This is a genomic window from Pandoraea sp. LA3 (assembly GCF_022696215.1).
Taxonomy (GTDB): domain Bacteria; phylum Pseudomonadota; class Gammaproteobacteria; order Burkholderiales; family Burkholderiaceae; genus Pandoraea; species Pandoraea capi.
In genome coordinates, this window is sequence record NZ_PTPY01000035.1 from 96340 (window position 1) to 120830 (window position 24491).

At 54.5% G+C, this 24491-nt stretch carries 32 protein-coding genes and 1 pseudogene; 27 read left to right on the forward strand and 6 right to left on the reverse strand.

Features of this window, described 5'->3' with window-relative positions; genetic code table 11:
* The first annotated feature begins 55 nt into the window (after positions 1-55).
* The gene (locus tag C5N93_RS15710; RefSeq protein ID WP_242560001.1) at positions 56-289 is read left to right on the forward strand and encodes a hypothetical protein; all 234 of its coding nucleotides are present in this window, start codon (positions 56-58) and stop codon (positions 287-289) included.
* 993 nt (positions 290-1282) lie between these two features.
* On the opposite strand, the gene C5N93_RS15715 is transcribed toward C5N93_RS15710, so the two are convergent.
* The 3 genes from C5N93_RS15715 to C5N93_RS15725 all read right to left on the reverse strand — a co-directional run bounded on the left by C5N93_RS15715 (position 1283) and on the right by C5N93_RS15725 (position 3053).
* On the reverse strand, positions 1283-1954 hold the full coding sequence (locus tag C5N93_RS15715) for a hypothetical protein (protein WP_242560002.1): 672 nt from the start codon (positions 1952-1954) through the stop codon (positions 1283-1285).
* A complete protein-coding gene (locus C5N93_RS15720) occupies positions 1954-2250 on the reverse strand; it encodes a hypothetical protein (RefSeq protein ID WP_242560003.1) in 297 nt (98 codons plus the stop codon). The genes C5N93_RS15715 and C5N93_RS15720 overlap by 1 nt, the downstream gene beginning before the upstream one ends.
* A gap of 545 nt (positions 2251-2795) precedes the next feature.
* Positions 2796-3053 (reverse strand): helix-turn-helix transcriptional regulator, encoded by a 258-nt coding sequence (locus C5N93_RS15725; RefSeq protein ID WP_242560004.1) that lies wholly within the window; start codon positions 3051-3053, stop codon positions 2796-2798.
* A 492-nt stretch (positions 3054-3545) separates the two neighbouring features.
* Between C5N93_RS15725 and C5N93_RS15730 the strand changes: the two genes are divergently transcribed.
* The 26 genes from C5N93_RS15730 to C5N93_RS15855 all read left to right on the forward strand — a co-directional run bounded on the left by C5N93_RS15730 (position 3546) and on the right by C5N93_RS15855 (position 19757).
* Complete coding sequence (locus C5N93_RS15730; protein WP_242560005.1) at positions 3546-4073, forward strand: hypothetical protein; 528 nt, start codon at positions 3546-3548, stop codon at positions 4071-4073.
* A 134-nt stretch (positions 4074-4207) separates the two neighbouring features.
* The gene (locus C5N93_RS15735; protein ID WP_242560006.1) at positions 4208-4966 is read left to right on the forward strand and encodes a class I SAM-dependent methyltransferase; all 759 of its coding nucleotides are present in this window, start codon (positions 4208-4210) and stop codon (positions 4964-4966) included.
* Positions 4967-5354: 388 nt separating this feature from the next.
* Positions 5355-6047, forward strand: coding sequence for a site-specific integrase (locus C5N93_RS15740; protein WP_242560007.1), 693 nt, complete (start codon positions 5355-5357; stop codon positions 6045-6047).
* A 76-nt stretch (positions 6048-6123) separates the two neighbouring features.
* Positions 6124-6342 (forward strand): transcriptional regulator, encoded by a 219-nt coding sequence (locus C5N93_RS15745; protein WP_242560008.1) that lies wholly within the window; start codon positions 6124-6126, stop codon positions 6340-6342.
* A 73-nt stretch (positions 6343-6415) separates the two neighbouring features.
* Entirely contained in the window at positions 6416-6829 is a 414-nt protein-coding gene (locus C5N93_RS15750) for a hypothetical protein (protein WP_242560009.1), read from the forward strand.
* A complete protein-coding gene (locus C5N93_RS15755) occupies positions 6826-6963 on the forward strand; it encodes a hypothetical protein (protein ID WP_242560010.1) in 138 nt (45 codons plus the stop codon). The genes C5N93_RS15750 and C5N93_RS15755 overlap by 4 nt, the downstream gene beginning before the upstream one ends.
* Before the next feature lie 153 nt (positions 6964-7116).
* Positions 7117-7344 (forward strand): hypothetical protein, encoded by a 228-nt coding sequence (locus tag C5N93_RS15760; RefSeq protein WP_242560011.1) that lies wholly within the window; start codon positions 7117-7119, stop codon positions 7342-7344.
* Between the two features lie 157 nt (positions 7345-7501).
* Positions 7502-8044: a uracil-DNA glycosylase gene (locus C5N93_RS15765; protein ID WP_242560012.1), complete on the forward strand. Its 543-nt coding sequence runs from the start codon at positions 7502-7504 to the stop codon at positions 8042-8044.
* A gap of 7 nt (positions 8045-8051) precedes the next feature.
* Positions 8052-8225 carry a hypothetical protein gene (locus C5N93_RS15770; RefSeq protein WP_242560013.1) on the forward strand — a complete coding sequence of 58 codons (174 nt, stop codon included), beginning with the start codon at positions 8052-8054 and terminating at the stop codon, positions 8223-8225.
* Between the two features lie 349 nt (positions 8226-8574).
* Positions 8575-8736, forward strand: a complete 162-nt coding sequence (locus tag C5N93_RS15775) for a hypothetical protein (protein ID WP_242560014.1) — start codon at positions 8575-8577, stop codon at positions 8734-8736.
* An 11-nt stretch (positions 8737-8747) separates the two neighbouring features.
* Complete coding sequence (locus C5N93_RS15780; protein WP_242560015.1) at positions 8748-9050, forward strand: hypothetical protein; 303 nt, start codon at positions 8748-8750, stop codon at positions 9048-9050.
* 15 nt (positions 9051-9065) lie between these two features.
* Positions 9066-9509, forward strand: a complete 444-nt coding sequence (locus C5N93_RS15785; RefSeq protein WP_242560016.1) for a hypothetical protein — start codon at positions 9066-9068, stop codon at positions 9507-9509.
* 32 nt (positions 9510-9541) lie between these two features.
* The gene (locus C5N93_RS15790) at positions 9542-9928 is read left to right on the forward strand and encodes a hypothetical protein (protein WP_242560017.1); all 387 of its coding nucleotides are present in this window, start codon (positions 9542-9544) and stop codon (positions 9926-9928) included.
* A gap of 15 nt (positions 9929-9943) precedes the next feature.
* Positions 9944-10210, forward strand: coding sequence for a hypothetical protein (locus C5N93_RS15795; protein ID WP_242560018.1), 267 nt, complete (start codon positions 9944-9946; stop codon positions 10208-10210).
* A 782-nt stretch (positions 10211-10992) separates the two neighbouring features.
* Positions 10993-11439, forward strand: coding sequence for a hypothetical protein (locus C5N93_RS15800; protein WP_242560019.1), 447 nt, complete (start codon positions 10993-10995; stop codon positions 11437-11439).
* A 295-nt stretch (positions 11440-11734) separates the two neighbouring features.
* A complete protein-coding gene (locus C5N93_RS15805) occupies positions 11735-12163 on the forward strand; it encodes a hypothetical protein (RefSeq protein WP_242560020.1) in 429 nt (142 codons plus the stop codon).
* A gap of 17 nt (positions 12164-12180) precedes the next feature.
* Positions 12181-12453 (forward strand): hypothetical protein, encoded by a 273-nt coding sequence (locus C5N93_RS15810; RefSeq protein ID WP_242560021.1) that lies wholly within the window; start codon positions 12181-12183, stop codon positions 12451-12453.
* A 125-nt stretch (positions 12454-12578) separates the two neighbouring features.
* Positions 12579-13235, forward strand: a complete 657-nt coding sequence (locus tag C5N93_RS15815) for a hypothetical protein (RefSeq protein WP_242560022.1) — start codon at positions 12579-12581, stop codon at positions 13233-13235.
* A 250-nt stretch (positions 13236-13485) separates the two neighbouring features.
* Positions 13486-14121 carry a hypothetical protein gene (locus C5N93_RS15820; RefSeq protein WP_242560023.1) on the forward strand — a complete coding sequence of 212 codons (636 nt, stop codon included), beginning with the start codon at positions 13486-13488 and terminating at the stop codon, positions 14119-14121.
* 342 nt (positions 14122-14463) lie between these two features.
* Entirely contained in the window at positions 14464-14820 is a 357-nt protein-coding gene (locus tag C5N93_RS15825; protein ID WP_242560024.1) for a hypothetical protein, read from the forward strand.
* A gap of 1460 nt (positions 14821-16280) precedes the next feature.
* Positions 16281-16589 (forward strand): hypothetical protein, encoded by a 309-nt coding sequence (locus tag C5N93_RS15830; protein ID WP_242560025.1) that lies wholly within the window; start codon positions 16281-16283, stop codon positions 16587-16589.
* 720 nt (positions 16590-17309) lie between these two features.
* Positions 17310-17504 (forward strand): YqaE/Pmp3 family membrane protein, encoded by a 195-nt coding sequence (locus tag C5N93_RS15835; RefSeq protein ID WP_242560026.1) that lies wholly within the window; start codon positions 17310-17312, stop codon positions 17502-17504.
* Positions 17505-17541: 37 nt separating this feature from the next.
* Positions 17542-18069, forward strand: a complete 528-nt coding sequence (locus C5N93_RS15840; protein ID WP_242560027.1) for a DUF2846 domain-containing protein — start codon at positions 17542-17544, stop codon at positions 18067-18069.
* A 31-nt stretch (positions 18070-18100) separates the two neighbouring features.
* Positions 18101-18322, forward strand: a complete 222-nt coding sequence (locus C5N93_RS15845) for a hypothetical protein (protein ID WP_242560028.1) — start codon at positions 18101-18103, stop codon at positions 18320-18322.
* A gap of 636 nt (positions 18323-18958) precedes the next feature.
* Positions 18959-19393, forward strand: coding sequence for a GNAT family N-acetyltransferase (locus tag C5N93_RS15850; protein ID WP_242560029.1), 435 nt, complete (start codon positions 18959-18961; stop codon positions 19391-19393).
* 10 nt (positions 19394-19403) lie between these two features.
* Complete coding sequence (locus C5N93_RS15855) at positions 19404-19757, forward strand: hypothetical protein (protein WP_242560030.1); 354 nt, start codon at positions 19404-19406, stop codon at positions 19755-19757.
* Between the two features lie 80 nt (positions 19758-19837).
* Here the strand turns inward: C5N93_RS15855 and C5N93_RS15860 are convergent.
* The 3 genes and pseudogenes from C5N93_RS15860 to C5N93_RS15870 all read right to left on the reverse strand — a co-directional run.
* Positions 19838-20180: pseudogene (locus C5N93_RS15860) on the reverse strand (transposase); the annotation flags it as partial.
* 429 nt (positions 20181-20609) lie between these two features.
* Positions 20610-23609 carry a hypothetical protein gene (locus C5N93_RS15865; protein ID WP_242560031.1) on the reverse strand — a complete coding sequence of 1000 codons (3000 nt, stop codon included), beginning with the start codon at positions 23607-23609 and terminating at the stop codon, positions 20610-20612.
* Positions 23610-23750: 141 nt separating this feature from the next.
* On the reverse strand, positions 23751-24488 hold the full coding sequence (locus tag C5N93_RS15870) for a hypothetical protein (RefSeq protein ID WP_242560032.1): 738 nt from the start codon (positions 24486-24488) through the stop codon (positions 23751-23753).
* Positions 24489-24491 lie beyond the last annotated feature (3 nt).

The window sequence follows — 24491 nt, forward strand, 5'->3', positions numbered from 1 at the left end:
GAATTTCGTTTGTACTATCATGGACACTTGGCGACTCCAGGAAGCCGCTCAAATCATGTCGTCCATCAACTTCTTGTATCGCGGGTGCGCCGTTGACATCACTATCGGCGAGCGCGCGACTTTGTGGGACGTGACTATCGAAGTCACGCCGTTCGATGGCGTCGAGTTGATCGAGTCATTCGGTGTCAGAAAACTCAAATTGGCGAAAACGGAAGAGCTCGATGCGATCAAAGCAGACCTCATCGAAGAGGTTTGCGTGGCGATTGATCGGCGGTTGGTCGGCTGTTGATCGATGTTATGCGATTCGCTGGCCATCTAATGGATCCACCGTTTGAAGTCGACATGCGCGGGATTTCCCTAGAAGTGGGCATCTGGAACCCGTGAGGCCTAGCTTAGCCGTCAGCCCCCTTTGTCCCAAGTGATACGGATTTCAGCCCCCACATTCTGGTGAGCTTTTTTGTCGTCGCCGGATGACAGGTATCGGTCGGGCTGTAGCGGCATGCTCTGTATACCCAGTTTGTCATCGTCTTCTGCGTATTCTGTTCCCCCTGACGGACCATGTCATTCTGACATCCGGTATGCAAGACAAGTTGGCATCCTGTCGCGCTGTAAGCAGGAAGCTCGACAAACGTTCGGTCACATTCGCAGTGTGTCCCCCACGAGTCACCGATTCGCGGGGGGAGTAGCCACATATCAGTTTGTCATTTGATCAAATTTCTGCTGCGCATAGATGCTTCCGAAGCCATGCTTTCGTCATGACAAATTGACAGCCAAATTCAGCATCTCGTTGCGGATCAACTGATCCAGTCAGCCAAGATGCTCGTACCGGTCACTGCACCCAGATACAACCCAACGGTCTGTGGACCGATTGCCCAACAGATGCGCGTCCACATAGCTTCGGAAATCCTAGCGCTTGTGACTAGCACGTCCGGCTGCATGACGCGTCGTACCCCGTCGCCAAGGCGCACGCCGATGTAGCCGAGAACACTTCCGGCCATCCACAGACTCAGAACTTTGATTGCAAAAGCGTGCGATTGGTGTGGCAGATAGACCGACGCGGCAAAGAATGCGACGATTACACAAATGATGGCCCAAATCCATCGCCCGATACGACTGCGACGTGGTTGGGGCGAAGTGGATTCTTGTGAGTCATTGTTTTCAGCGGGATGAGTCATTTTGACATCCTTGAGAGTTTGAAAATGTGATCGATCAACGAGACGCTGCGGTTCGAAACTTGTTGGGCAGTAGTGACCCGGTGCGGTTGGCTGTGTTGTGATCAGCGTTATGGCGGCTTGTCGCGTCTGTCCGTACTCGGGCGGCGCTTTTTGACAGCGATCGCACCCACTGCAACAATCTTGCTTCGCTGGAATGCGGTTTCGTAAAGCGCGCGCGTGCTCGCCGACGCGTCCTCGGAGCACCATGTCAATCTGGCGTTGTACGCAGCCAAGCACGGCTCGCATTCGGCAGCGTCGATTAGCAGAAGGGTGTGGGGGCACAATGCCCCGCGTCGTTGGTCCCCTTCAACGCCGACGACGAGTGCTGCGTGCTGTACCGTGCGATGCCATTCATGAAAATAAAGAATGACCGGGCATCCTTCGAGCATTTGCTGCGCGCAGAACTGAATGACGTCGGGGTGCGCCCCTTCGAAGTGCGTCGGTTTCAAGCCCAGACGCAATTTCCCAAGCAGATTGGACAATTGCACCAGCGTGATTCCTGATTGCCAGAACTGTCCTATGCGGTGCAGAAACTCCTGCTGGTCTGCAGAATGTCTTGATGAAGGACGCAAGGGGTTGGGCATGCATTGATGCACGGTAAGCGCCATCGCCGCGGCATGCAGCGCGCATGATGAGTCGAAACTCCCCTGAAAGCTAAACATCGGAGCGTTCGATCCAGCGATCGTCAGCCGTAGACCGGCCCGGAGTGCCGGGTGGAGCTTTTGCACGGTGAACGGCATCAGTACTCCTCGGGCCGGAGCAACGTGGTCGAGCTGCGGTCTGCTTCTGTGATGACCCAGATTCGTTCATGTGATGGGCCGATTACGTACGAAGAGAGAACTCGCTCCCCGGCGACGACGGCCAAGTCGTTCAACAACGCATCCGTTTCGCACACAGCTCCCCAGTCGCCACTTACGTGACGCATGAGCAACTCCACTGCATTTGTCCCTGTTTTTTCGATCAGCTCGAGAGCTCCGGCTGTGGCCAGGACGGTCCCTGTTGGGAAGAGGGGTGGTTTTCCTTGTTTGATATTCATGTAGGTATCCTAAATAAGATGGTCGAAAGGAGGCCCTCCGCGTATGCGGATAAGTCAAACAGAAATAGGGGATTTCAACCGAGGTTACTGCTGGAGAGGACGCCAGGCGCGGCGCCGTGAAACGAGATGCTGACTACGTGTGAATTACTAGGTGAAGTGCGAACTCACACTTGCGACGGATGAACATGCTGCCCAAGGGGCAACCGAGCCGATTTTGATCGGCTCACGGTAAATATATCAAGAAATCGGATGTTTCGGTGATAAATTCGAATTTTTATAAAAATTCGATGGGAAATTCTTTATTTTTATGTGTTTTTGGAATTTTGTTGCAGTTTTGCGACGCGACAGTCGTGGGGCGTGGGGGAGCCGGCGTATGAGGAAGCGCTACCGCGGACAGTGTCAGGGCTATGGCGTTAAGCAACGGCAGTGATTGCCCACCCTGTTCGATGAAATGAAAAACTGTTGATGGACGCTCCCCCTGGCTCGACGCTTCTGTGATCGGAATGTGTATGGCCCGAAGATCGCGAGTGCATCTGGATGCCGTGTTATCGCGGGAGTGCTTTCATCGGTGAGTCATTGAGGTAATCGAGGAATTCATGTGGGTCCGACTCGAGCACGCGAAGGATGTCTAGCAATTCGATGACATCTACACGGCGGATGCCACTTTCATATTTCGAAACGAACGTCTGGTTGCGCCCGAGGCGATCAGCGACGTCCTGTTGAAACCAGCCATGCGCCTCGCGAAGTTCACGAAGACGAGCTGCGACTAGTTGGTAGCGAGGATCGTGGATTGGATGAGGCATGGAAAAATTCTAAATTCGCATTTATCATATGCGAAATGCGCATACAGGCTTACGTTGCTAGGGGGGGGGCTTCATGAAGGCGCTGGCATTAGCGTGGGCGGTAGCAAGCGTTTTAGTTGCAGTGGCGATCGCAGTGGATATGCGCCTCCTTCGAGTCAACCGAATCTGGCTCCCGGTGGGGTTATGGGCGCTTGCGTGTACTGGGCTAGGTGTTCTTGTTGCTGCGCCGTATCTCGTGGCTCGCCGGAAAGTCCGGAGGGATTTGGTGCGCGCAGTGTTGACGCTTGTGGGGGATGAATCGCATTGCATGGAGATTCGTAGCAGTCGCCTCGCGATTTTGAGGCGAAGTGGCCTGCTTGGTGAATGGCTATTCCGAGAGTGCGTGGAGCATATCGAGAAGTCAGGCCGGGTCGATCAGTAAGGTTAAGCCACTCCAAGTTTGCGCTAGCAGTTCAAGGTAAGAGCTTCGATGCAGAAAATATGAGGAACAGCATGATCAAATCAGGACGTTTTTTAGTTTTTGTCGTTGCGCTCACACCATTGGCCGGGCACGCGCAAATCAACCAACTATCCGGTCTGGTGCAGTCAGCGCGTGACGCAGCCTCGATTGTTGGCGGTCTGACGTCGCCACATCCAATTCCATCGGCACCGTCGGATCTGTCGCCGTTGCCTCGAGCCGAAAGAGCGGCATCCGATGCGGCGCGACAGAGAGGGGCGGAGAGAGATGCACAAAATGACTTTGAAGCGGCAAAGCGTGCCGCTTCAGCTTGCCCGGTACTTGTTGACGAGCGAGTCAGTATTGCCGAGCGGTTTATTCGTTGCCGCAACGGCGGACTTTCCCAAGCTCAGCAGATGGCTTTTGTCGGTGCTATGCCAACCTCCGCGCAAGGCTATATGGCAGCGATGGTCCAGGACATATATGAGGACAACGTCACCGATCCCGGCAGGGGCAAACAGATCACCGACTATTACGACGGCTGTTACCGGCGGGGTACACCCTGCGTCAGAAGGCGGTGGTAGGGCGCGCAACTGAAGGGCCGTGAGTCGTTGCGTGATTTGGGGTGATCTTGCTACTCGTTCTTTGCTAGGGCGACGTTAGCTCGGCGCCGCATCACGCGGAGTTTGACGATCCGTAGAAGAAATAACAAATCACCATGTTTGAAAGAGAAATGGGCGCAGGCATTGGGCGCAATGTTGACCGAATCCTGAGAAGCCGGGGCGATTGGGGCGGGAAGTCGGTTGTGGATCTCGCGTGCGGCGATGGACGCACGACATACATTCTGCGTGAGCTAGGGGCAAATGTAGCCCCCTATGACATCATGCCGGAGTATTGCCTGCTGGAAGGGGGCGCACAGTACGCCGACATCATGGAGGGATTGCCGATCGCAAGTGAGTCTGTTGATGTCGTCATCCTGCAAGAGGTGATCGAGCATCTTCCCAATCATTTGTCGGCGCTTCAGGAGATTTGTCGAATCCTCAAGCCGGGAGGGGAGTTGTTCCTCACCACGCCGAATCGAAGCTCGCTGGCGTCAAAGCTTGCGTATCTCTGCTTCGAAAGCGAGATTCTGCGAGGAACGCCAGCGAGTGCGATGGAAAGCGTTTGGGGTGAGTCCGGCGAGCGGAGGTACTACGGGCATCTGTTCCTCATGGGCGCGCAGCAACTTCGCACATTGTCGATGCTCGCGGGGTTTGCGTCAATGACAGTGCATCGGACTGAAAAAAGCTCGTCGTCGCAGTGGCTGATGTTTCCGTTCTATCCCGCGATTTTCGGTGTTAGCTACCGGGCGTATCGCAGGGCACTGCGTAAGTCCGGTGAGCAGACGTACGCTTCCGAGAAGAAGGCGCAGCTCCGACTTAACATTGACGGCCGAGTGCTTACTAATAAGTTCCTGGTTGCATCGCTAATTAAGTAGCTGGGGATGGTTGTAGTGGTCAACCTGTATGCGCAATGTCGTCGAAGATCGCAAACGCTGTATCGGGCTGTTACGCATGTGCCATGCGCATTAGATCGATGCGCCGGTGCCAGGTTGAAGTCCACGTCTAGCCGTGGTTTTGCAAGCCAGTCTCATCAAACCCCGCAAAATTAAGGAGCTGCTAGCGTCAGCCCGGTGGTAGTAGCAGCCGAATACCGTCATGATGAGTGTGCAACCGAGAATCGCGAGTTCGAGAGTGCTCCGCGACGTCGATACGCGATTTTCCGATGACGGTAGGAATCACGGGCGTTTATCATGAAAAGGAGCGCCCGGCGTTTCTCTCTCGTAACAAGCTCAATTTCGAGCGCATTACGAGGACCGAGAAACCATGCACATCAAACGCGCCAAGACGCTCAAACCTGCCCAAATCCGCCACCTGCTCCGCGTGACCGAGGCCACCAGTCGGCACCCGGAGCGTGACGCACTCGTTCTGCTGCTGGGTTTTACCTGCGGCATGCGGATCTCCGAGATTGCCCGCATCGAAGTGGCCGACGTGCTCCAGCCGTCCGGACTGATTCGAGAAGAGGTGAGCCTGCGGGCGGCGATCACGAAAGGCTGCCGCCAGCGCTGTGTGTACCTGAGCCATCCGAAGGCGCTTGCCGCACTCAATCGCTACATCGAATGGCGGTGGGAGCGGAGCAAAGGCACTGCAATGGATCGCCAGAAGTGGCGGGGCTTGATGCCTCAGACGTCACTGATCCTGACTCACAAGGGGAGCCGTTACGGGCTGAGCGTCAAGCGCCGGACGAACGACAGCGGAGAGCAAGTCGAATACCTGGCTGCGGACAGCTTGCAGAGCTATGTCACCGGCCTGTACCGCGCAGCAGGGCTTGGGAAGGGGTACAGCAGCCACTCCGGTCGACGCACGTTTGCCAGCCGCCTTCTGGCGCAAGGGCACTCAATCGAAACCGTACAAATATTGCTCGGCCATGCTCATCTCGATCACGTGTCACCGTATCTGGAAGTGACATCGCGCGAGGCGAGCGAAGCCGTGGCAGCTTTAGGAGACGGTTGGGACTAAGAGAATGAGAGGACGCGTTTTCGGGCCAGTTGGGCTATGATACTCAACGAGTATATTTGAATGGAAGGACACACGGGTGAGTAAAACAGCACCGAAGACCCAGCAAGAGTTTCTGCGCGACGCGATGGATCGCCTAGGGATGACTCGTGAAGAGTTCGCCGATCGCATCGGGACGAAGAAGCGCGGCCTGGACAATTGGCTTCTTCCGAACGACTCGAAGGAGTATCGGTCGATGCCGGACATGGCGTGGAAGTTCATCCGAGAAATTTTGGATAACGACAGAAAATCAGCTTGACTATACTCATTGAGTATATATAGTTTCCTTAATCTCTCTGGCTTTACTGCCGTTACAGGATTGGGGAAGCGAAATGAAGACTGCGCCGCAAACTGCTTATGACTTGCTGCTTAGCGCTCCGGATGAGCAAGTGAAGCGTTGCCAACTCGCGTGGAGCAGCATCGCGAAGGGCGATTGGGCAGATGCCATGCATTTCCTGCGCAATGCCGCGAAGGAAGAAGCGGGTACGCCGTGGGCAAACGAAGCCGCTGCACTGGCCGATGCCTGCCAGAAGCGCATCAACCCGCAGCCCGGCGAGCGGGTCGTCGTGGGCGGTGACGAGTTCGAAGTCGTCGAGCGTGAGGCCGATCCGCGCCGCAGCACTTATGGCTGGTTTCAGTGCATCCAGCGGACGGGCCATCCCGCCGTCGTCGGTACGATTCAACATCTCAGCCTCAGCATGATCGCCACAGGCAACCGCGCAGCTTCTGAGCAAGGAAAACCATGACGCAGAAAGAGAAAGCTGAACTGGCCCGACTCGGACGGGCATGGGCATGCGGTCGCGCTACCAAAGCGCAAATGCTGCGCCATACGGAATTGGCCCGCAAAGACGGCTTCGAGCGCGCGAAGCAGGGCCGCTAAGCCAAGGAAAAAGCCAGTCGCGGGAGACCGCTTCCGGCCACAAGCGGTCTTTGCGAAAATTTTGATTGATTATTTTTTTCTTTTCTACGCCAAATGTTTGGAATGTTCAGAAAACGGCAAGCGCCAACGTCCCCGTCCGAAGACCCTCTCTGCTTGGTTTTCATCCCTGCGCTTGTGACCGTTCTTCTACACGCTGAAAAGGCACAGGGCAGGCCATTGACTGAGGCTGAAGTCATTGCCATTCGTGACACAGCGGTTTGCATGGCGATGCCCGCTTCAAAAGCTGCAATGATGGAAGAGAAACGCGGCTACCCGGACATTGTTGCAGAGGCTGTCTGGCCTGAATGGCAATCGGCGCGCCTGCAACTCGGTCAAACATGACAGACCAACTTAAAAGCAGTTTCTTTCCAACGTCCGCAATGGGTCTGAAACGGAGGCCTGATCGCGGTAAGACCAACGAGTAGGAAAAATGAATCGAATGTGCGAGCCACGATCACTGCGAGAGTCGAGTGCGATTGAAGCACGAAGAGCGCTCCTCATGGCGCCACATATTCGCCCGTTGACGGAGTATGTCTCAACACTCCGCACAAAGTACGTTGGCTGGGAATTCCCGGACTTCGACCCCATGGACGGCGGTACGGACGCTAACCTGCTATTTCTTTTTGAAAAACCGGGGCCGATGACTTCGCCGCAGCATAAGCGAAAGGGATCCGGCTTCATCTCACGGGATAACAACGATCCAACTGCTGAGGCGACATTTTTATTCATGCAGGACGCGGGCATTGATCGCAAGCGAACGGTGCTGTGGAACACCATACCGGGTTGGAACGGCAAGAGGGAAATTGCAGCAGGGGAGACGGGAGCGGGAATTGAAGAACTGACAAATCTCTTGAGTTTGCTACCACGTGTCAACACCGTTGTACTTGTAGGCAATAAAGCGCAGCGCGCGGAATCTTTGATTCGGCAAGCGGGGTTGCGGACCATCAAGTCGGCACATCCGGGCCCACTGGTGAAAGGACCGAATCGCGCTATGTGGGACCAGATACCACGTCAATGGGCGCAAGCACTGTCAGGGGCATAGAAACGCAATGGCAAAGCCCTCGAAAGCCGAAGTCGCGATGCTTAAAGATGCCGGGTGCAACGAGATTGCGGACGATCTAATCCTGATCGGCACAACTGACGTTCGCGTGTTGCTGTCGCATCGCTCCGTCGCAGATCTGAATGAGCAGGCTCGCGAGTGGACGGAAGCTCAACCCGATTGAACAAGGGAAAGACGGTCATGGAACCAGACCCGGTGTTACTCAATTGCGATGTTTGCGGAAGGTCTTTCCAGTTTGGTCCGCATCGATATGATGGCAAGGCTATCCGGACATACAAAATCACAGTCTGCATGCCTTGTTGGAATGCAAACTGGGACGGGTGGGCACCGCACCTCGAGAAGAAGGTTACGGCAAAACTTCTCGCAGAGGGCAAGCCATTGCCGTCGCGAAACGCGAAGCACTGGCTACCACGCGAGTAGGACGCCGGCGGGGCCGGCACCAGGAAAACGCGATCAGAAGCGAATAATGAAGAACGTTTAGCGAACCAGCGGAAGACAACAAGGGGTATGACATGGTTTCGGTTTGGGTAAAGAAGCAGGTAGACGGGAAATTAAAGGTCGTCGATCAAGTTACCGGCGAGGTGTACGGGATCGTTAATGACACGCGGGAGGTGGTCGATTTTGTTCGTGAAAAGACGGGGGATTTGGACGTGCTCTTCGTCGACGGCCAATGATCGGAAAAATCATGAAAGCAACGACGGTAGGCACTCCTGAAATGCAGGTCGATCGCGCTCTTCAAATTGTCGGCGCCGAAGACTTATCCGATGACGGCGTGTCCGGGGTGGTCACTGTTGATGGGCTGTTCGCCGCGGAGGTAATTGCAGCGATGGTGTCTGATCCGGATGCACGCAAGCGACTAGGGCTCGACGGTCAGCCGGTAAGGATCAGTCGCATGGGAGGCCTCGAGATTTGGTGTAACGGCTTCTATATGGAGGGTAAGGGTGTTCGGAGCGTCATTCACCGAGCTGCTCGCGCCCTTCCTCATTGAAACGGAAAACTGCTGATGAGCTTCTTCGAACTAAGCACTGCGGGTGCGATGCTGGCGAAGGCGAAACGGGAACTAGAAAGACTTGAAGCGGAGGAATCGATTGACCACGTTTATAACCTCTTCACCACGGCTTACCACGTAACCGATTACCTCAAGCCGGTATTGTCCGATGCGGACCATCGAGCGGTGTTGAATGACGCTGTGATGAAGCACTGTGCCGACGTGTGCAACAAGGCGAAGCACATGACACTTACGCGTGGTAGACCGGACCCGTCGACCTACGAAATATCGGGGGCAATTGGAGGCGCGGCACTCAACAGTATTGCGCTGAACGCCTCGGGAGGACGGTGGGTGCGCTGGGACGACGGGACAGAATTGGAAGTCGTCCAATTTGCGAAATCAGTGATCGCACGGCTTGAGCAGATTTTCGCCCAGCATGCTATCGCGACGAATGCCTAGGAAAAACACGGAACCCCAAAGGAACTAGACAAATGGGAACAGAAATTCTGAAGATGGTTTGGAAGCTCCTCCGACCGATCATTAAAGACGTCATCGCGGACCTTCTAAAGATCGCATTCGATCGGATATCAAAATTCGTCAGCGATCTTATGCGAGAACGGGCAGAGCAGGCGAAGCAAAAGGCGGATGCTGCAGGGGCAGCAAGTCGAGCTAAGGTGGATTCAGATCCTATCGAAGCCGCTCGCCAAGCAGGCAAAGAAGAGGCGTGGCGTGAGATCGCAGAGCATTACAAGCGTGACATTGAAGCCCTGCGGGGTGAGATGGCACAAGTACGCGCAGCTATTGAGTCAAGCGGAGACGTCAAACTGAGTGCTGTCGAGTCTCACGAAATTCCTCGCTTGGCATCGGACAGCAAATAGCCTGGAAACAACGACATGAAGATTTTTAAGGTTGGCGACGAGGTTCAAGAGATCGGCAAAACCCAGAAGATGACGGTAAAGGGGGATGCTGGCGTTGCAACGTCCTCGATGAGTGGTGGCCGAGTCGCTACGTCTCCGGGGAAGGTCGTTTGCACATTGACTGACAAGCGTAGGCGCTTCATCCAACGAGAATTTGTTGAATCAGCACTGGAACTTGCCCCACAGAAAGATGAGGAAACAGCCCCGGCTGCCGCTGAGAAGTCGCAGCCCTCTGCTAAGTAGACGTGAAAAAGCGATGAGCGAAAGACGCCTCACTTCGGTTTCCCCGTCAAGCGCTGGAATTCACGCGGCATTGGTGTTGCTTTTGCTTGCGTACCCCATCGCAGCAATCATGCGGTTTTTGCAGCAATTCGATCCACAGCGGGCCGATTTGACCGCTCCAGCCCCTTGGTGGGGGTTGTGGATTCTCATGCCCCTTGGCCTAGCCATGCTGGGTGCTATCTGGGCAATGTTAGCGAGCTTGGCCTATAACGGCGTCGCCCGACTCCTTGGTGGCGTTCGCTACAACGCATAGGAAAGAATGTCAGGACCAAACTTTAGCGACGAAGACATCGCAAGAGCTATTGCGTATTTCTTGATGAATAAAGCAATCAAACAACCGAAGCCTTGCGAAAACGGTGAACGGGAAGGCTGCAAAAATTGGACCAACTTGGAGCCTGGCGAGAAGTGTCCAAAGTGTAGCGAGTCCAGGCGGAAGAAGATGTAACTGAGGGTCAACGGAACAACTGACATGGACCGGCACGTATCGATTGAAGATGCACTACGGTGCGCGGTGCTCACCGCGCAAGAGTAACCGCGTGAGGTGCCAGTTGCACCAGACGGCTGGCTTCAGGAGGCATTGGACGCGCTGGAAACGGAAGATTCGGTGGCCATAAACGTGGCAGCCGAAACGATCCGGCGGGCACACTCGCAGTATAGAGCTGAGTTCGATATCAAAGGCTGGCTGCACGAGCTGCGTAACGCGCTTCGTGCCGGCGCGCACTAATACGACGGAAAAAACACTGATGTTGAACGTACCTGAGAACTTCGTTGGTGAACTTTCCGGCTCCTACAAGAACTCGATGACCGGAAACGCAGGGTTGCACTACGTAACGTGGCAACTTTCCCGGCGAGGTTGGCACGCCATGCCGACTATCCGCAATGCCCGCGGTTCGGATTTGATTGTAACTGACGCAGAGGAAACCCGGTTTTTCGGCGTCCAATCAAAGGCACTAAGCAAGCGGCACGCTGTTCCATTGGGAAAATCGCTCGATAAGCTACGATCACCATGGTGGATCGTCACGATTCACGCGAACAGCGATCGCCCGGAGTGCTTTGTAATGACGGTGGACGAAGTGAGGGCACTATCCACTCAAGACGCAAATGGTGGAGCATTCTGGCTGAGTGCCAAGGCGTACGATAGAGATGAGTTTCGCGAAGGATGGCACCGGCTTGGCAACAGTGGAGTGTGATGAGGGAATTGCGACCGGATTTACACAGAAAAAAATTGAAGACACTCAGCTACACGACGCTTACGCGGACTGCCGAGAAAAGAAATCCGCGTCCGCCTCGACGCCGCAGCAAGAGAGAGTGAAGCTGGAAAATGCTACGGTGAGGTCTACCAGACAGGTGTGGCTAACGCTATTTTCGACCTCTGGCAGCATCTTGACTCGCTTACAAGAGCGTCGTACGCGGCCGATTATTCGCGTCTGTCTCAGATGCTCTCTCCAGTGAAGTCATCAACGTGATCGAAAAAACGGAGACACGATGAACGTTCGTCGAGGATTTTTACTGCTCATCGCACTGACTGCGGTGCTGTTTGCTGGGCCTGTTCTGGCTGAAGAGTTGCCCTTGTTCGCTCGTCTAAAGGACGTACCTCTGAACGAGAATCCTGTAATGGGTTATGTGATCTTCGGAAACTTTCCCGATGGTCAGCCGATGATTCGAGCAGTGACAGCTTCGACTGCGGTGTTCATTGAGCGGCAGGCCATGTTGAAAACCACCGGCTACACAAGAAACCTTCTGGACTGCCGGAGTGCAACGCTGAAGATTGATGCTTTTGGCGACATTGAATCGCTCCAGAGCGAGCCAAGATCACTTCCGGTCGAGGCAAATCCGATCAAACGGATGCACCCTAAAAACCTCCAGGTGTTCAAGCGAGTGTGCAATACAGCCGGATTGCGGGCTAGCTGGTAACACATGGGGAAAACTGTATGAAATCTCGGGACTCTCCATACTCGATCAACGGGCTGACCGCGGCGCAAGTTGCGCACGTGGCCAAGGTATTTCCTGAGTGCCGCGAGGACATGGCCAAGTATCTGATATCCGGGGCGGAAGTGCTTGTCGTGCAGCAGGATGAAGTACACCAGGCCCTGCCACAAGCCATCGTCGTCATAGGCACGGCATTCTGGGTTGACTGCTGTGACACTCGAGCTGAGGCGGTGAACTTGGCTGAATCCCTTGGTCTAGTTGTCCTGGGCCGTTAACGAATCGGAAAGATCCGTTTGACCGATGTGAGCATCCGTGAATCGACTCAGGCCGCTTCCGCGGCCGATACGGCAGGTAGACAGATGGTTGCGAAGAAGCAGGTTCCGGCGAACCGGAAGGCATTGTGACAGATATCGATCTAGCGGCTCTGAAGGATGTGCTGTACCGTGGGGATGCACTCCACGAGCGCTTGCATGAGCTCGTGGAGGATGCTGAGGTTAGTGGTGCCGGCCGCGATGAGTTGGCGCTCAACATGTGCTGGATAGCACTGGAGCACGCTGGGGCGCTACGTGAACTGATAGCCGGAGGAATGCCGATATCTGCCGTGAGTCTGTTGCGCTTGCAGTTCGAGGCTGTGACCCGGGCATTGTGGCTGATGTATGCTGCGCTCGACTCCGCGATTGCAAAGCTTCAAGCGCCGCTCACTCTGGAAGCTGAACAGGCAGCGAAAGATATTCCGGGTGTCAACGAGATGATCCAGCAGATAAAGAACAAGGGGCATGCGCCGCTAGCGGTTCACCAGATGTTGAGCCAGTTCAAGGCTCAGTCATGGAATGCGATGAACTCTTTCGTACACAGCGGCATACATCCTTTGCGGCGTGCTTCGGACGGTTTTCCACCGTCCTTGGCCGTTCAGGTGCTGCGAAACTCGAATGGTCTAAGCACCATGACTGGAATGGCCATGGCAATCCTCATTCGTGACGGCGCCGCAGCCGATTCAGTGCGTGCAATCCAGTCGGAGTTCGCGGACTGCCTCCCGGACCTAATTACATCCTTGTAGAGCAAGATTCACACAATACACAGTGGAAAAAAAGCCGCCGTCGTGAACGTATTCGCAACGCCGTACGAAGTTTGGACCAGACGCAAGACAACCCTCAAGGAGGCCGTGGATCTCCACAAAAACCATGGCTTGTCTATGATCGAAGCCCTTGAGGTGAAGGACAAACTTCGCTACAAGATTTCCATGCGGGTAGCCGAGCGCGTGAGGACTCTCCTCCAAACAAAGACTGGACGGAAAACTCGTGACAGCCGTGGAGAAACTGAAGTGGACGTGGCCACGGCTGCGGCTCAATCGTAAGGGAAAGATGAGTACAAGTGCGTTCCTCCTCGTACTTCTGGGCAGTGCTGTTGGTTCGGCAGCAGGCACATTGCTCCGAAGCTATTTTGTGACGAAAGGCGCGAACCTCGCCACAAAGCAAGACGTTGCAGAAATCACTCGAAAGCAGGAAGAGATAAAGCACCAATTCACCGATCTGCTAGAAGCGTCCAAGCAGCGACATGCGCTGCGAACGCTGGTCGCGGATAAGCGGATGGAAGCACACCAGAGGGCGTTCAAGAGAGTGAAGCAATTGCTGTCTGCCCGCGAAGACACAGGAGTCATTCAAGAGTGTAAGGACTGGATGGATGACAACTGTCTGTATTTGAGTGCAGAAGCACGAAAGGCGGTTTGGAGTGCGATCGGCCACGCGGAGTCAAGAGCAATGTACCTCGCGGAAAGCAACAAAGCGGGTGTCGAGCCAAAATACGTGGTCGAATACAGCGACAAGGCAATTGAGCATTTCAACGCGATCATGGGCACATTTAAAGACATCGTCGATGGCGTAGAGCTCCCCCCGCTTGGCACCGACGAATTGAAGAATATAGAAGACGCGGCGAAGGCGCAGTGAGGTCCTCGGTCGTCCACACACAGGAAAAATGACCGATGGCCACGTACTTTCACGTCGACCGCCGAGCACGCTTTAGAGCTGGCCTCGAAATTGATTTGATCAAACCGGATTTGTCAGCAACTCCGGATTTATCGCAGCACATGAATTTGTTGTTTCCGGCAGGCGTATCACAGCACGGGTTGCAGTATCTAAATGTTGACGTGAAGGCCGGAAATGGAGAGCCCGCGATCGAGTTGCTCTGGGAGTATGTTCGACGCGCACATTTTCCTGACCGACCGTTGCGCTTCATCGAGTCACTTGAGCAGGTGCTGTCTGGGCGCATGCATTTCCTCCAGGCGAAGCATGACGGTCCTCGGCTGGTCCATAGTGTCCCGCGCCCAGCACGTGCGGCGAGCCGCTAACCTATCGGAAAAACTGATAACACTATCTTTTATCCGGGCTTTGGAAAGAACCCATTGCTTCAGAAAAATTGATGCTGTAGAGATGAACATGTCACAGAAAACAGTGGATGAATTCCTGTTTGGGCGTGGGCTCACAGTGGAAAACTATTTCATTGAGCAGACCCCAGTATCCGAGATGTTGTGTTATCGAAATTCGGAGGGGCGAGAGTTTGATTTGCCCATTAATGATCATGACTTTGCGGATGATGTATTGAACAGGCTGAAGGGGCTTGGGGTTCGTATCGTAAAGTTGGATTGAATCAACTGTAGCCGCCTCCATGTGGTTCAAGCGGCGAAAGGTCTTGAACAGCGAGGGCTTGCTGAAATTAATCCGCACGAGTCTAGGCTCGTTGCTTTGACCGAGGCGGGACGCGAGTTGGCGCTACCCCTGTAGCCAGGCCCAACGTCGGAAGCATAGGAAAAATGCCTGATCTATACTTTGTGTCCCGACAAACGCATCTGCACGCGCCAACGGAGATCCTCCCCGGAGGATGGGCTCGCGGTTACTCAGACTACACCGTTAAGCGGCTTAACGGCGGTGACCCGTGGTGGGTTGTAATCGAACAGGCAATCGAACTCGAGCGTTTGAGATCGAATCCGCAACTGCCGAGCAGGTGGAAAGCCAGTTTCCTGTTTACGTCCCTCCAAGACGCGATGCGAACGGCCGAGCCCAAATATTGGGGCAAGCAGCAACTCCTGATCTGGAGCGCGGAGATCTGTGACCCGGGCGCCCCGACGCACATCGGGGACGCGGATATGTTCCGGGACTTAGAAGGCCTTTCTTATCCGCGGATCTGCGACAGGGCGAAGGCATACTGGTCAACTGACGCCACACACGAGTATCGTGAATTGATCACCGAGTCTCCCATCCGGATTACGCAGCCGCGGTTCTTCTGGGCCGGGCAAGGGTGGCAGCCAGTAGTGGTGAACTATCCGCCGCAGTAGCGGGAGAATCCGCTATACGGCTAGATGACAAGAAAACGTAACGGAAAAACAGCAAGGTCACATCTTGATAAATCTCAAGTTGTTAAATCAGGAAGAATTGCCAACATGGTTTTCGTATCCTGAAGACTTCCTCAAAGCTATTCAAGGAGGGGGGCTATACGACATTGGGCCGTGGCAGATTCTGGATGGGAATTGGCTCCGTGTGAGGCATAAGGGGCTGAAAAAAGCGATTTCCTGCCCAGGACTTAGTGCCATTTGCTCGTCGTCTGGATTGCGATGACGTAGCTTGTTGGGATGGCAAATCTCCTCAATCGGTGCAGGTGATCCATGATTTTTGTGCACCGGGTTCGGAGATGAGCTGTCGATATACCTCTTTCCAAGCGTGGCTGTCAGCGGCGGAAGAAGATGCGAAAGATTACGATGTCTGATGGTTTGCGGCGACCAGTCGACTGACGCCAGGGAAAAATATGGACCATTTCAGACCCACACGAGAACCTGCCCGGAGCATCTACGATGCATTGTGACGCGAGGCCTCAAAGCGGAAGAGCCGGTCCACTGAAGAATGGATTTCGGCAGAGCGTGACGCTGTTCTGCGTGAAGCCATCTTCCAGGCACAGAAGTTGGGTCGTCGCGCCCCCTCGCTTGACGACGTCGAGCGCGCTGAACGCGCTGCGGTGGGGCACTCAGACTACGTTGCGAAATGGGCATACGGTGTTGCCGCAGCAATCGTCAACTAATCGCGAAACGGGCCAGAAGCATCCAAAGGAACTGACGATGATTGAAATTCAAATGGTAAGCGGTATCAACGCTCCAATGCTGTTTTGCGACGTGTGCGGTGAGCGTATAGCCGAGGCGGGTAAGGCCGCTGTTGTGTTCGAAAATTTCCGCGAGGACGGTGAACGTGCTAAGACGCTCCACGTCCACAAGGGCAGCATCGATGGAAAGACTTGCCGTCATGATGCGGACTTGATGATTCGATCCGGTGGCGGAACGCCAGGCTGGCAAGAGATGAAACGGCACCTCGCCGACCTGGCTCACAACATGGGCTTCCCTGCTGCTGAGATGGCCATTTACGACAAGTAGGCGCAACACTCTATCCCTAGGAAAAACTGGCCATGCGCGAAAACGCCCGCTGTGTTCTGTGTAATGCCCAGGCGAGCCGATCGACACTGCCGGCTGGCGACGGCTATCTGTACGAATGCCCCGCATGTGGAGGGGCGTTCGAGATAGGCGCCATAGCGCACGGACGCGCCGAACAGGGCGTATTGCATCGCGATGTCGTGGGCAGAGTCAGATCGATTATCGCAACGGGTACGAAGCCTCGTGTGGAATTTACAAGCGGCGAACTTGGAGTGTTCGCGCTTCATGGCAAGGCGCAAAGTGACGTCGATGGTCGCTAAGGAATCGGAAAAAAAGTGACGTAAAGATCCGGATCCCTGCATATGCTGAATATATCGCCCCCATATCCGGGGAAACGAAATGTCTTGGGAACATCACCATCGTAGAGCAACGTGCAACGCCTGTGGGCACGAAGGCGAGTGCATCGAACATCAGACGACTGGGGGCGTTCGAGGACGGTGTACGTAGGATTCAACGAGATACCTCCGGACCTGGTGGCCGTCGCACGAATGCGAGTAGGCCCTGACGATATGTGCCCTAGTTGTCCGAAATGTGGCGGATCAAAGGTGAGCCTTGGCGCGCTACTTCGGAGGTCCTGACACATCGTGTCAAGGGTCGCAGTCTCTGGCGCGATGGCGCCCCGCACCGGCCGGAAGCCGGAACATTAACCACACGAGGAACTACATGCGTTTGCTGCTTGCCTTGATTCTCCCTTGGCTGCAATTTTTCACCATTCGGCGTCCGATAGCGGGAATCATCTGTCTTTTTCTTCAACTCACGGTGATCGGCTGGATCCCTGCTGCTATCTGGTCTGTGTACGCATTGAGCCAGTACAAGACGGACAAGAAGATTGAGCGCGCGCTCGCGAATCGCGGCTGAGACTACGGAAAAAATTTCAAAACGCTAGAGAAGAAAAATGAGAAGAACATTCGGGGGAATCAGCTTACGCAGCTATGCCGTCGTAATGGCCTTGTCCGCAACGCAGTGGCTCACAGCCTGCGGTGCAATGGGACCAGCATACGAGTCGGTGAGGAACGTTCCGGAAGATAAGGGGTTGGTCTACGTTTACCGATACGACCGGTTCACACTTGGTGGCCGTACCGCAAAGTTCTACCTTAATGATGTTCCCGCATTCGATCTGGACCGCAACGGGTATTCGTGGATGACGCTGAGTCCGGGGACGTATCACCTCGAGCAGCGTTGGGGACAAGCTTGGATGGGCCCCGATATGGATCCGGCCAGAATGATCCTGACCGTGGAGGCTGGAGAGACCGTCTATGTTTCGTTCGACACCAATCGGTGCCCAGCAGAGTACGGCATGATTTGCTTCGGTTGGAAGCTTAAGCGGATGTCCTCCTATGTTGGGCCGCGTGAAATTGCGGACAAGAAGTTCCAGGAGAACTTCGGGTTGACGGAGATCAATGCGAAAGTTCGGCCGGAGTGAGTACGTCAGCTGAAAAACTACGGCCATGCAAATGATGCAGATTGACGAAACCAAGTCCACGCGACGGCGGGTGATGGTGACGACACGGCTGCCGAAGTTTGCTGTGGCAGATCCGACCATGCCGTGGGTCATGTTGGAGGGTGAGGACGGTAGCGGTCTCACAATCGCGCTTATGGGGCCGGACAGCCCCGAGTCACGTGCAGACGCGGCCCGCATGATGAAGTTGTGGAATGACGCGCTCGACGCGCACTAACTGAGCCGAAAAAACACATGCAGATCACGTCTTCGCAACGAGGTATCGTCTTGATCTCCAGTGCTGTGCTTGTTTTCTGCGCTGGCGCATACAGCCTAATCCGTGTCGTCGTTACGCCCACGAGTTGGGCAGATTGCGTCCTTGCCAACGTAGGTACGATGAACAATGACATCGCTGCGGTAGCGGTCTCGCGAGATTGTAGTTCACGTTACGGAGGCAACGCTCTCAGCATGGAACATCCTCCGCTTGCTTGGTACCGCCGAGCGCTTAAGAGCTATTCCAGCGGCGACGATTGTGTGATCCACGAGGCAGCAGGGATGGTGGATAGCCCACGAGTGATGGATGGGGTGACCTTCCCAGGTGCGCGAACATCGCTTGTCGCTACGGCCTGTCACCAACTCTATGACTAACCGAAAGACGAGAACGATGTACGAGATCCGGGTGGTCGAGGACGATGGAAGGCGCGTGTTAGTACGCGACGATGTAGTTGACTCAAAGCACGCGAATGCACTCGTGGAGATGGCGAGTCACGGAGCGAGCCTGCGCGGCGAAGCCCTCCGCTACGAAGCTCTGTGTATTGACATGGTGATGCCCGAGAAGGCCGCAAATCAGCAGGCGTAACCGCCGGGAAAAGTCATGGAAATCGCGATGAATGAGGGACACCTTGACGTTGTGAGCATTTGTCGAGCGGAGGACGTCGAAGAAAGTGCGTTGCGCGCGCGGGCAGATCTCGGGTGGCGTGTATGGACGAGCGGGTTCCTCGCGCGGGTAGACGGTTGCGAAGCCGGGTTGCTCATGCTCGATTTTTACGACCGTACCTCCACCGCGAAAGTGTACGAAATACTCGTCTTGAGTCAGTTTAGGCGGCGTGGTATCGCCAAAGTACTCATGCGACGCGCGGAAGGTGCTGCGAAGGCGATGGGAGCACGGATCCTAGAGCTTGAAGCACACCCACTTGATGAGCAAACAAAACTGGCGATGCTCCGTTATTGGTATTCGAGCATGGGGTTCAATGGAAAACGAGATTCTAGGCTGATGACGAAGAGTCTATCGCCCGGATACAACGAGTAGGAAAACAGAGATGTCCATTGACCGGAACGACCGCGTCATCCCTCAGCCGGCGGCCTCAGTAGTTAATGATGTCGACTCGCTTTATGATTTCATTGGCGACGTAGTCTTGTGCGCCCCTGATCGATTCCCGGTAAGAGAATATTTGACTGACGACGCGCAAATGAATATCGAGAAGGCGTTTGTCGAGCTAAGGCATGGCTTGAATTTTGTTGATTTTTCAGCCACCGATAAAGGCAAACGTGAGCGCCTTGAATCGTTACTTGGCGATGCGTTTGACGCCTATTCAAAAGGTGACGAAATGCTCGGAGCACATCTGGTCCAAGACTTTGACGATCTCATCTACAAGCGACACGACCGCAGGTAATGGGAAACACCACGGAAAAAATCTGTGCGCGCTATGGCAAATTACAAGGACATCTAGATCTACGTAAAGCAGCGAAACGGCAGGCGGAAAGCACGCCGCTTTGCTATTCCATAGGAAGACTTTAGATAATCCACGACGTGGCGCCTTGGCGAGGACATCACCACTTTTTTTCAGTACGTCGGTCAGGATCGCCTTGTCCAACGTCAGCTCCGCGACCACCTTCTTCAATTGGGCGTTCTCGTCTTGAAGCTGCTTGAGCTGCCGCACCTGGTCCGTCTGCAAACCAGCATATACCTTCTTTCAGCGATAGAAGGTTTGCTCCGAAATGCCCACGTGGCGAATCAGTTCCGCCACCGGCATGCCTGCTTCAGCCTGTTTCAACACCGCCACAATCTGCTCAACACTGAAGCGCTTGCGTCTCATCGTACGGCTCCGTTCATACTGAAAAAGTCCGCCGAAAACTCGCTTACATCATGGCACTGCTTACTGGGGGCCGCTCAGAGCTAGCGCAGTTCTCCATTCGGACTGAGCCGGGTAGTTACGTAATCTCGTTTGCCATGAGTCCTCGTGAACTACCGCGTTCGGACTGGCCAACTTTCGCACTTATTCAGTTCAATGAACAGGAGCTCTACAGATCGCCGGAGCTGGATAGATTTTCACTGACAATACGCCCAAGTGAGATGTAGGCAGGCATTGTAGTGCTCAACTCATCCCGGATATCGAGTCTAGTTGAAGCATTTCTTGAACGTAGAACCGTAAATTGCCCGCGTGATGAACGGTGGCTGCGCCTGGCGCGACGGTTGAATTGACCAAGATCCGGACGTTCGCGTCATGGCGAAAAATCAAGCGCTGCTACGCAGCTCTGATGTCATTTTTGACGTGATCACCATTGAGCGCCTGTTCCGCGACTGGTTCTCGGTCTCGCCATTGGGCGGCTTGTGCGGTTGCCTCCCACGCCATTCGCTTAAGGAAAATTTCTTTTTCAGGGCGTTGCCAGCGCTTGTGGCTTTCCGGTCGCGCGACCCAAGCAGCGAACGCTCGGACCTCGGCTTGCGAGGTGAAGAGCGACTCACCTCCATCGTCAAACCACCACTGAAGTTCGGCAAAGTTGCGCGCCTCAAGAAGCACCTCTGCAGGAGATTTTTCTGCTCGTGCCAACTCATCTCGTCGCATGCGGCTGCACTTAATGCTTGCGTGCTTCTTCCTCGAACTAACGATAGAAAAAAGAAGGCCTGCGCCGAGCGGACCAAGGTAAGCCACTGACAAAATGAGAGTTGCGGGGATTCCCGCAATCTCAATCAACGTGTAAAGGACCCCTCCTGAAACACCGATGAGAACGATGGTGAAACAGAGTATTTGGACAAGCGTCTTCAATATTCTGAACACTTCCGACCACGTTTGTGGTAGCCGCAGGCAGATTTCAGTGTAGACGACTTTCCACGTAACACGCTCGGGGTATGAACGAAGCCGAAATGATGTGGTTCCATACACGCACATGGCGAATAGCAGCAAAAAGATGAGTGCTGAAACCCATGCATATTGCTTGTTGTACGCTACGCTAAACGCAGTCCAAACGAGACTAAAAAATGCGAACAATCCCACACCCGCCATACCAAGGATGAAGAATCCTCGATGAGGACCTTTTGTTGCGCGCGACGCCGTTAGTTCGTCAGACTGCTCATTTCCTAAAAGGTCTCCAAGAATAGGTGTAGCAATCCACCTAAGAATTCTGAGGGCCGGTGATAATGCTTCCTTACATAGGTAACCAGGCCATCGAAGCAGCCTGCATCGGGCGTTAATTACTCTTGCGCCTACCTTGGCTGGCATGCGGGCAACGACAGCATCGAGGCGCCAAAGCGACTTTCGGTCCTTTGCTTCAAGCGTCTGATTGGCCAAATGTTCCCGCAACCATGTCATTAGAGAGTTGGAGATGGCGCCTGCTCGTGCTAGGACGCCCATTGCTTCACTTTGCTGCGCAGGGGCAGGCTCTTCAGTAAAGCTACGCACGCGAGAGCTCAACTGCTCTTCCGAGCAAAGTACAGACAAGGATAGGCAAACTTGTCGGTCGACGAAGTCCTCCGACACCCAGAGATTATTGGTCGCCTCTCCAACCGCGGCGCGAAGTGGCTCTGCACACGCATCGTCTCGATACTGCAGTCCATCCTGTAGGAGTTGCAGCAAGTGTCTAAATGCGCATTCGTGCAGGTCAAAGTACTGCGTCGACACTCCACCGAAGGAAGTTGTTCTGTTCGGGACCTGCTCCCAAAGTGTGGGAAGAAGTTCCCGCGCAGAGGCTACAAGCGGGGCAATAGAGTCCTGTCGTTGCGATTGGAGTAACGTGACGGCATACTCGCGCCACGGTTCGCGTAGTAATAAATCGTCTGCCCGAACGGGGAGTCGGTTTTCTACAATTTCTCGAACAATCATTGTTTCTTGAAATCGGCGATGAACGAAGCGATAAGATTTGCCACCGTCTTTTGCGTCGAGCTCCTCAACCAACAGGACTTTCAGGGCGACAAGAGCGGAGATCAATTCATCGGCACTAGCCAACGAAGGAATCGTCATCATTACCTGTGCACGCAGTTTCGCCGCCGAGACTGCCAAACCGCGACGGTGCTTGCCGTTGACTGGAGTCCCAAGCATATGTCTCGCCGCAAGCGCCACAACTGCCATTGCTTCTTCGGTAGATGCACCCGGCGCGTGCTCGAAAAGGCCATTGCGTATTCTCTGCTCAATTTGCCGTGAGATGACGTCGTAGTCGCTTTTGGGCATGGTCACCCCAGTACTGGCTTCGCTGCATAGCAAGGAAAGGAGTAGCGGGTTGCAATAGTAGTTGTTGGTCTGCTCCAGAACGTAGCTTCGAAGGGCCTTCTGTGAGTGCTTGTCCTGCACCTGCTTACTGATGAACTCATTTTGCCTTTCAGGCGAGAGCGGCAAGATGCTAAATCGGGACCATTTTTTTAGAGACGGCGCCCTGTATTCGCGAGCGGACACCACGACTCGGCAATATCCGATTGAATCGGCGAAGTCCTCTATGGCACGCTCATAACGCCGGACAATATGAGGGGCTTCTTCGCTGTTCAAAATCTCGGGAATTTCATCGAACGAGTCTAGTAAGATGCACCAGCGACGTTGCCTGCAAAATTCATCCCAATTCTCTCGCAAGAAGTCGGCATCCGCGAAGTGTTGACCAACTGCCTGCAGGCATATGAATTCTTTTAGACGCTCTCTGTCGCGCACTCGTGACGAGGGCTCTTCTGCTAGGTTCAATGCACGCAGGTTTGCATATAACGGAATCTCTGCTGTTGGGTCACCACGCATCCCAGCGCTTAGCTGACAAAGCGCGAGTCGCCGCAAAGCCACAGTTTTTCCGCTTGCAGCGTCTCCTAGAAGGACGATAAGCCTCTCGTCTGTTTTTCCCATCGCGGAAACAAGTGCGGTCGCACCGCCCGGGCTATTTGTCTTCCACCGTAATAGTCGGGCTAGTGGCGACGGGTAACGGCGACCGCTCATCTCCACAACAGCATCGAGCTCGCTAAATCGTCCGTCATCTGATCCAATGCCAGTTCCTAGCCAACTCTCGGATGCCTCCATTGTTTTGATATGATTTTCCAGAATCTTACAGAAATGTTTCTGGGCGGCAGTCGCCGCAGAATGTTTGCGCTTTAACAGGAATGACATCATCTTCGTCAGTACATTCATGAACTTCGTCAAAGCCTTAACGAGCGCATTTGCATTGGTCATCAGCGTGTAGACTTTTCGGCCAACGAGCGCGGTGCAGACAAACGCCAGAACCGCGCCGGGGGTATTCTGGGCCCAGGGCAGAACAGACGCACAAGCTGACGTCGTCACACAAAGAGTCTCAAAATATTGGAGCATTACTTCCCCGGAAATGTGTTCCTATTAATAAACTTTGAGGCGAGCTGAAAGGAAGACGCGCCAACGCCGTGCGCTCGCGTAACAAGCGCGATACCGAAAATTTGGCATTCGTATCTATATAGCAAGTCGTTCGCAACTTCGCAGAAGCTCATTGGCATAAGTAAAAGCCGCAGTTCGCACGGTTGTAGCTCGGAAATACGCGAGCCATAAAACCGCCATCACCACACATATGAGTAGGGAAACGGCGGTTTTCGGCCTGGAGACGAATTCAAGAAGGGCGTCCGGCTGATGAAGTGGGGCGCCGACGAGGCCCCAGAGAAATGTCAGCGCGCAGATGAGCAGTCCAACAGCGCGAATGCCATAGCCGTTGCGACGGAATCCGTAAGTGATATTCTCGCTCGCAAGGAGTGGAAACCTTGCCTTATCGCGAGTGTTATCCAAGAGCCATCGCGACGCGGAGTCATATCTTGCGTCCGCCTGCCTGGGGTCGTCATTTTCCTCAGCAGGTGTCGGCATAGCGGTACCTGTTTTTTTTGAAAGGCACGCGTGGTATCGCATTTTCGTGAAGCCATCGACTTCTGCATTGGAGTGACGCAGCAATTGGACGCTCGGTTTGCCCCCCCAGCTGCGATAGAGCTGTGCTTCCTTGGACTTTCCCATCGAGCGGGCCACATCCGTCAACAGCCAGAGACCGCCCAACGCCACGGCCGCTGAACCAAGCTTGGCGAGGAAGGGCCACTCGTCCATGCGCAACACGAGCACCAAGAACAGCGGGGCAATCGCCAGTAGCGCAGGCACCAAACGTGCCTTTCGGTCGTACGCATCGAAAACAAACTGTCCACCGATAACCATACT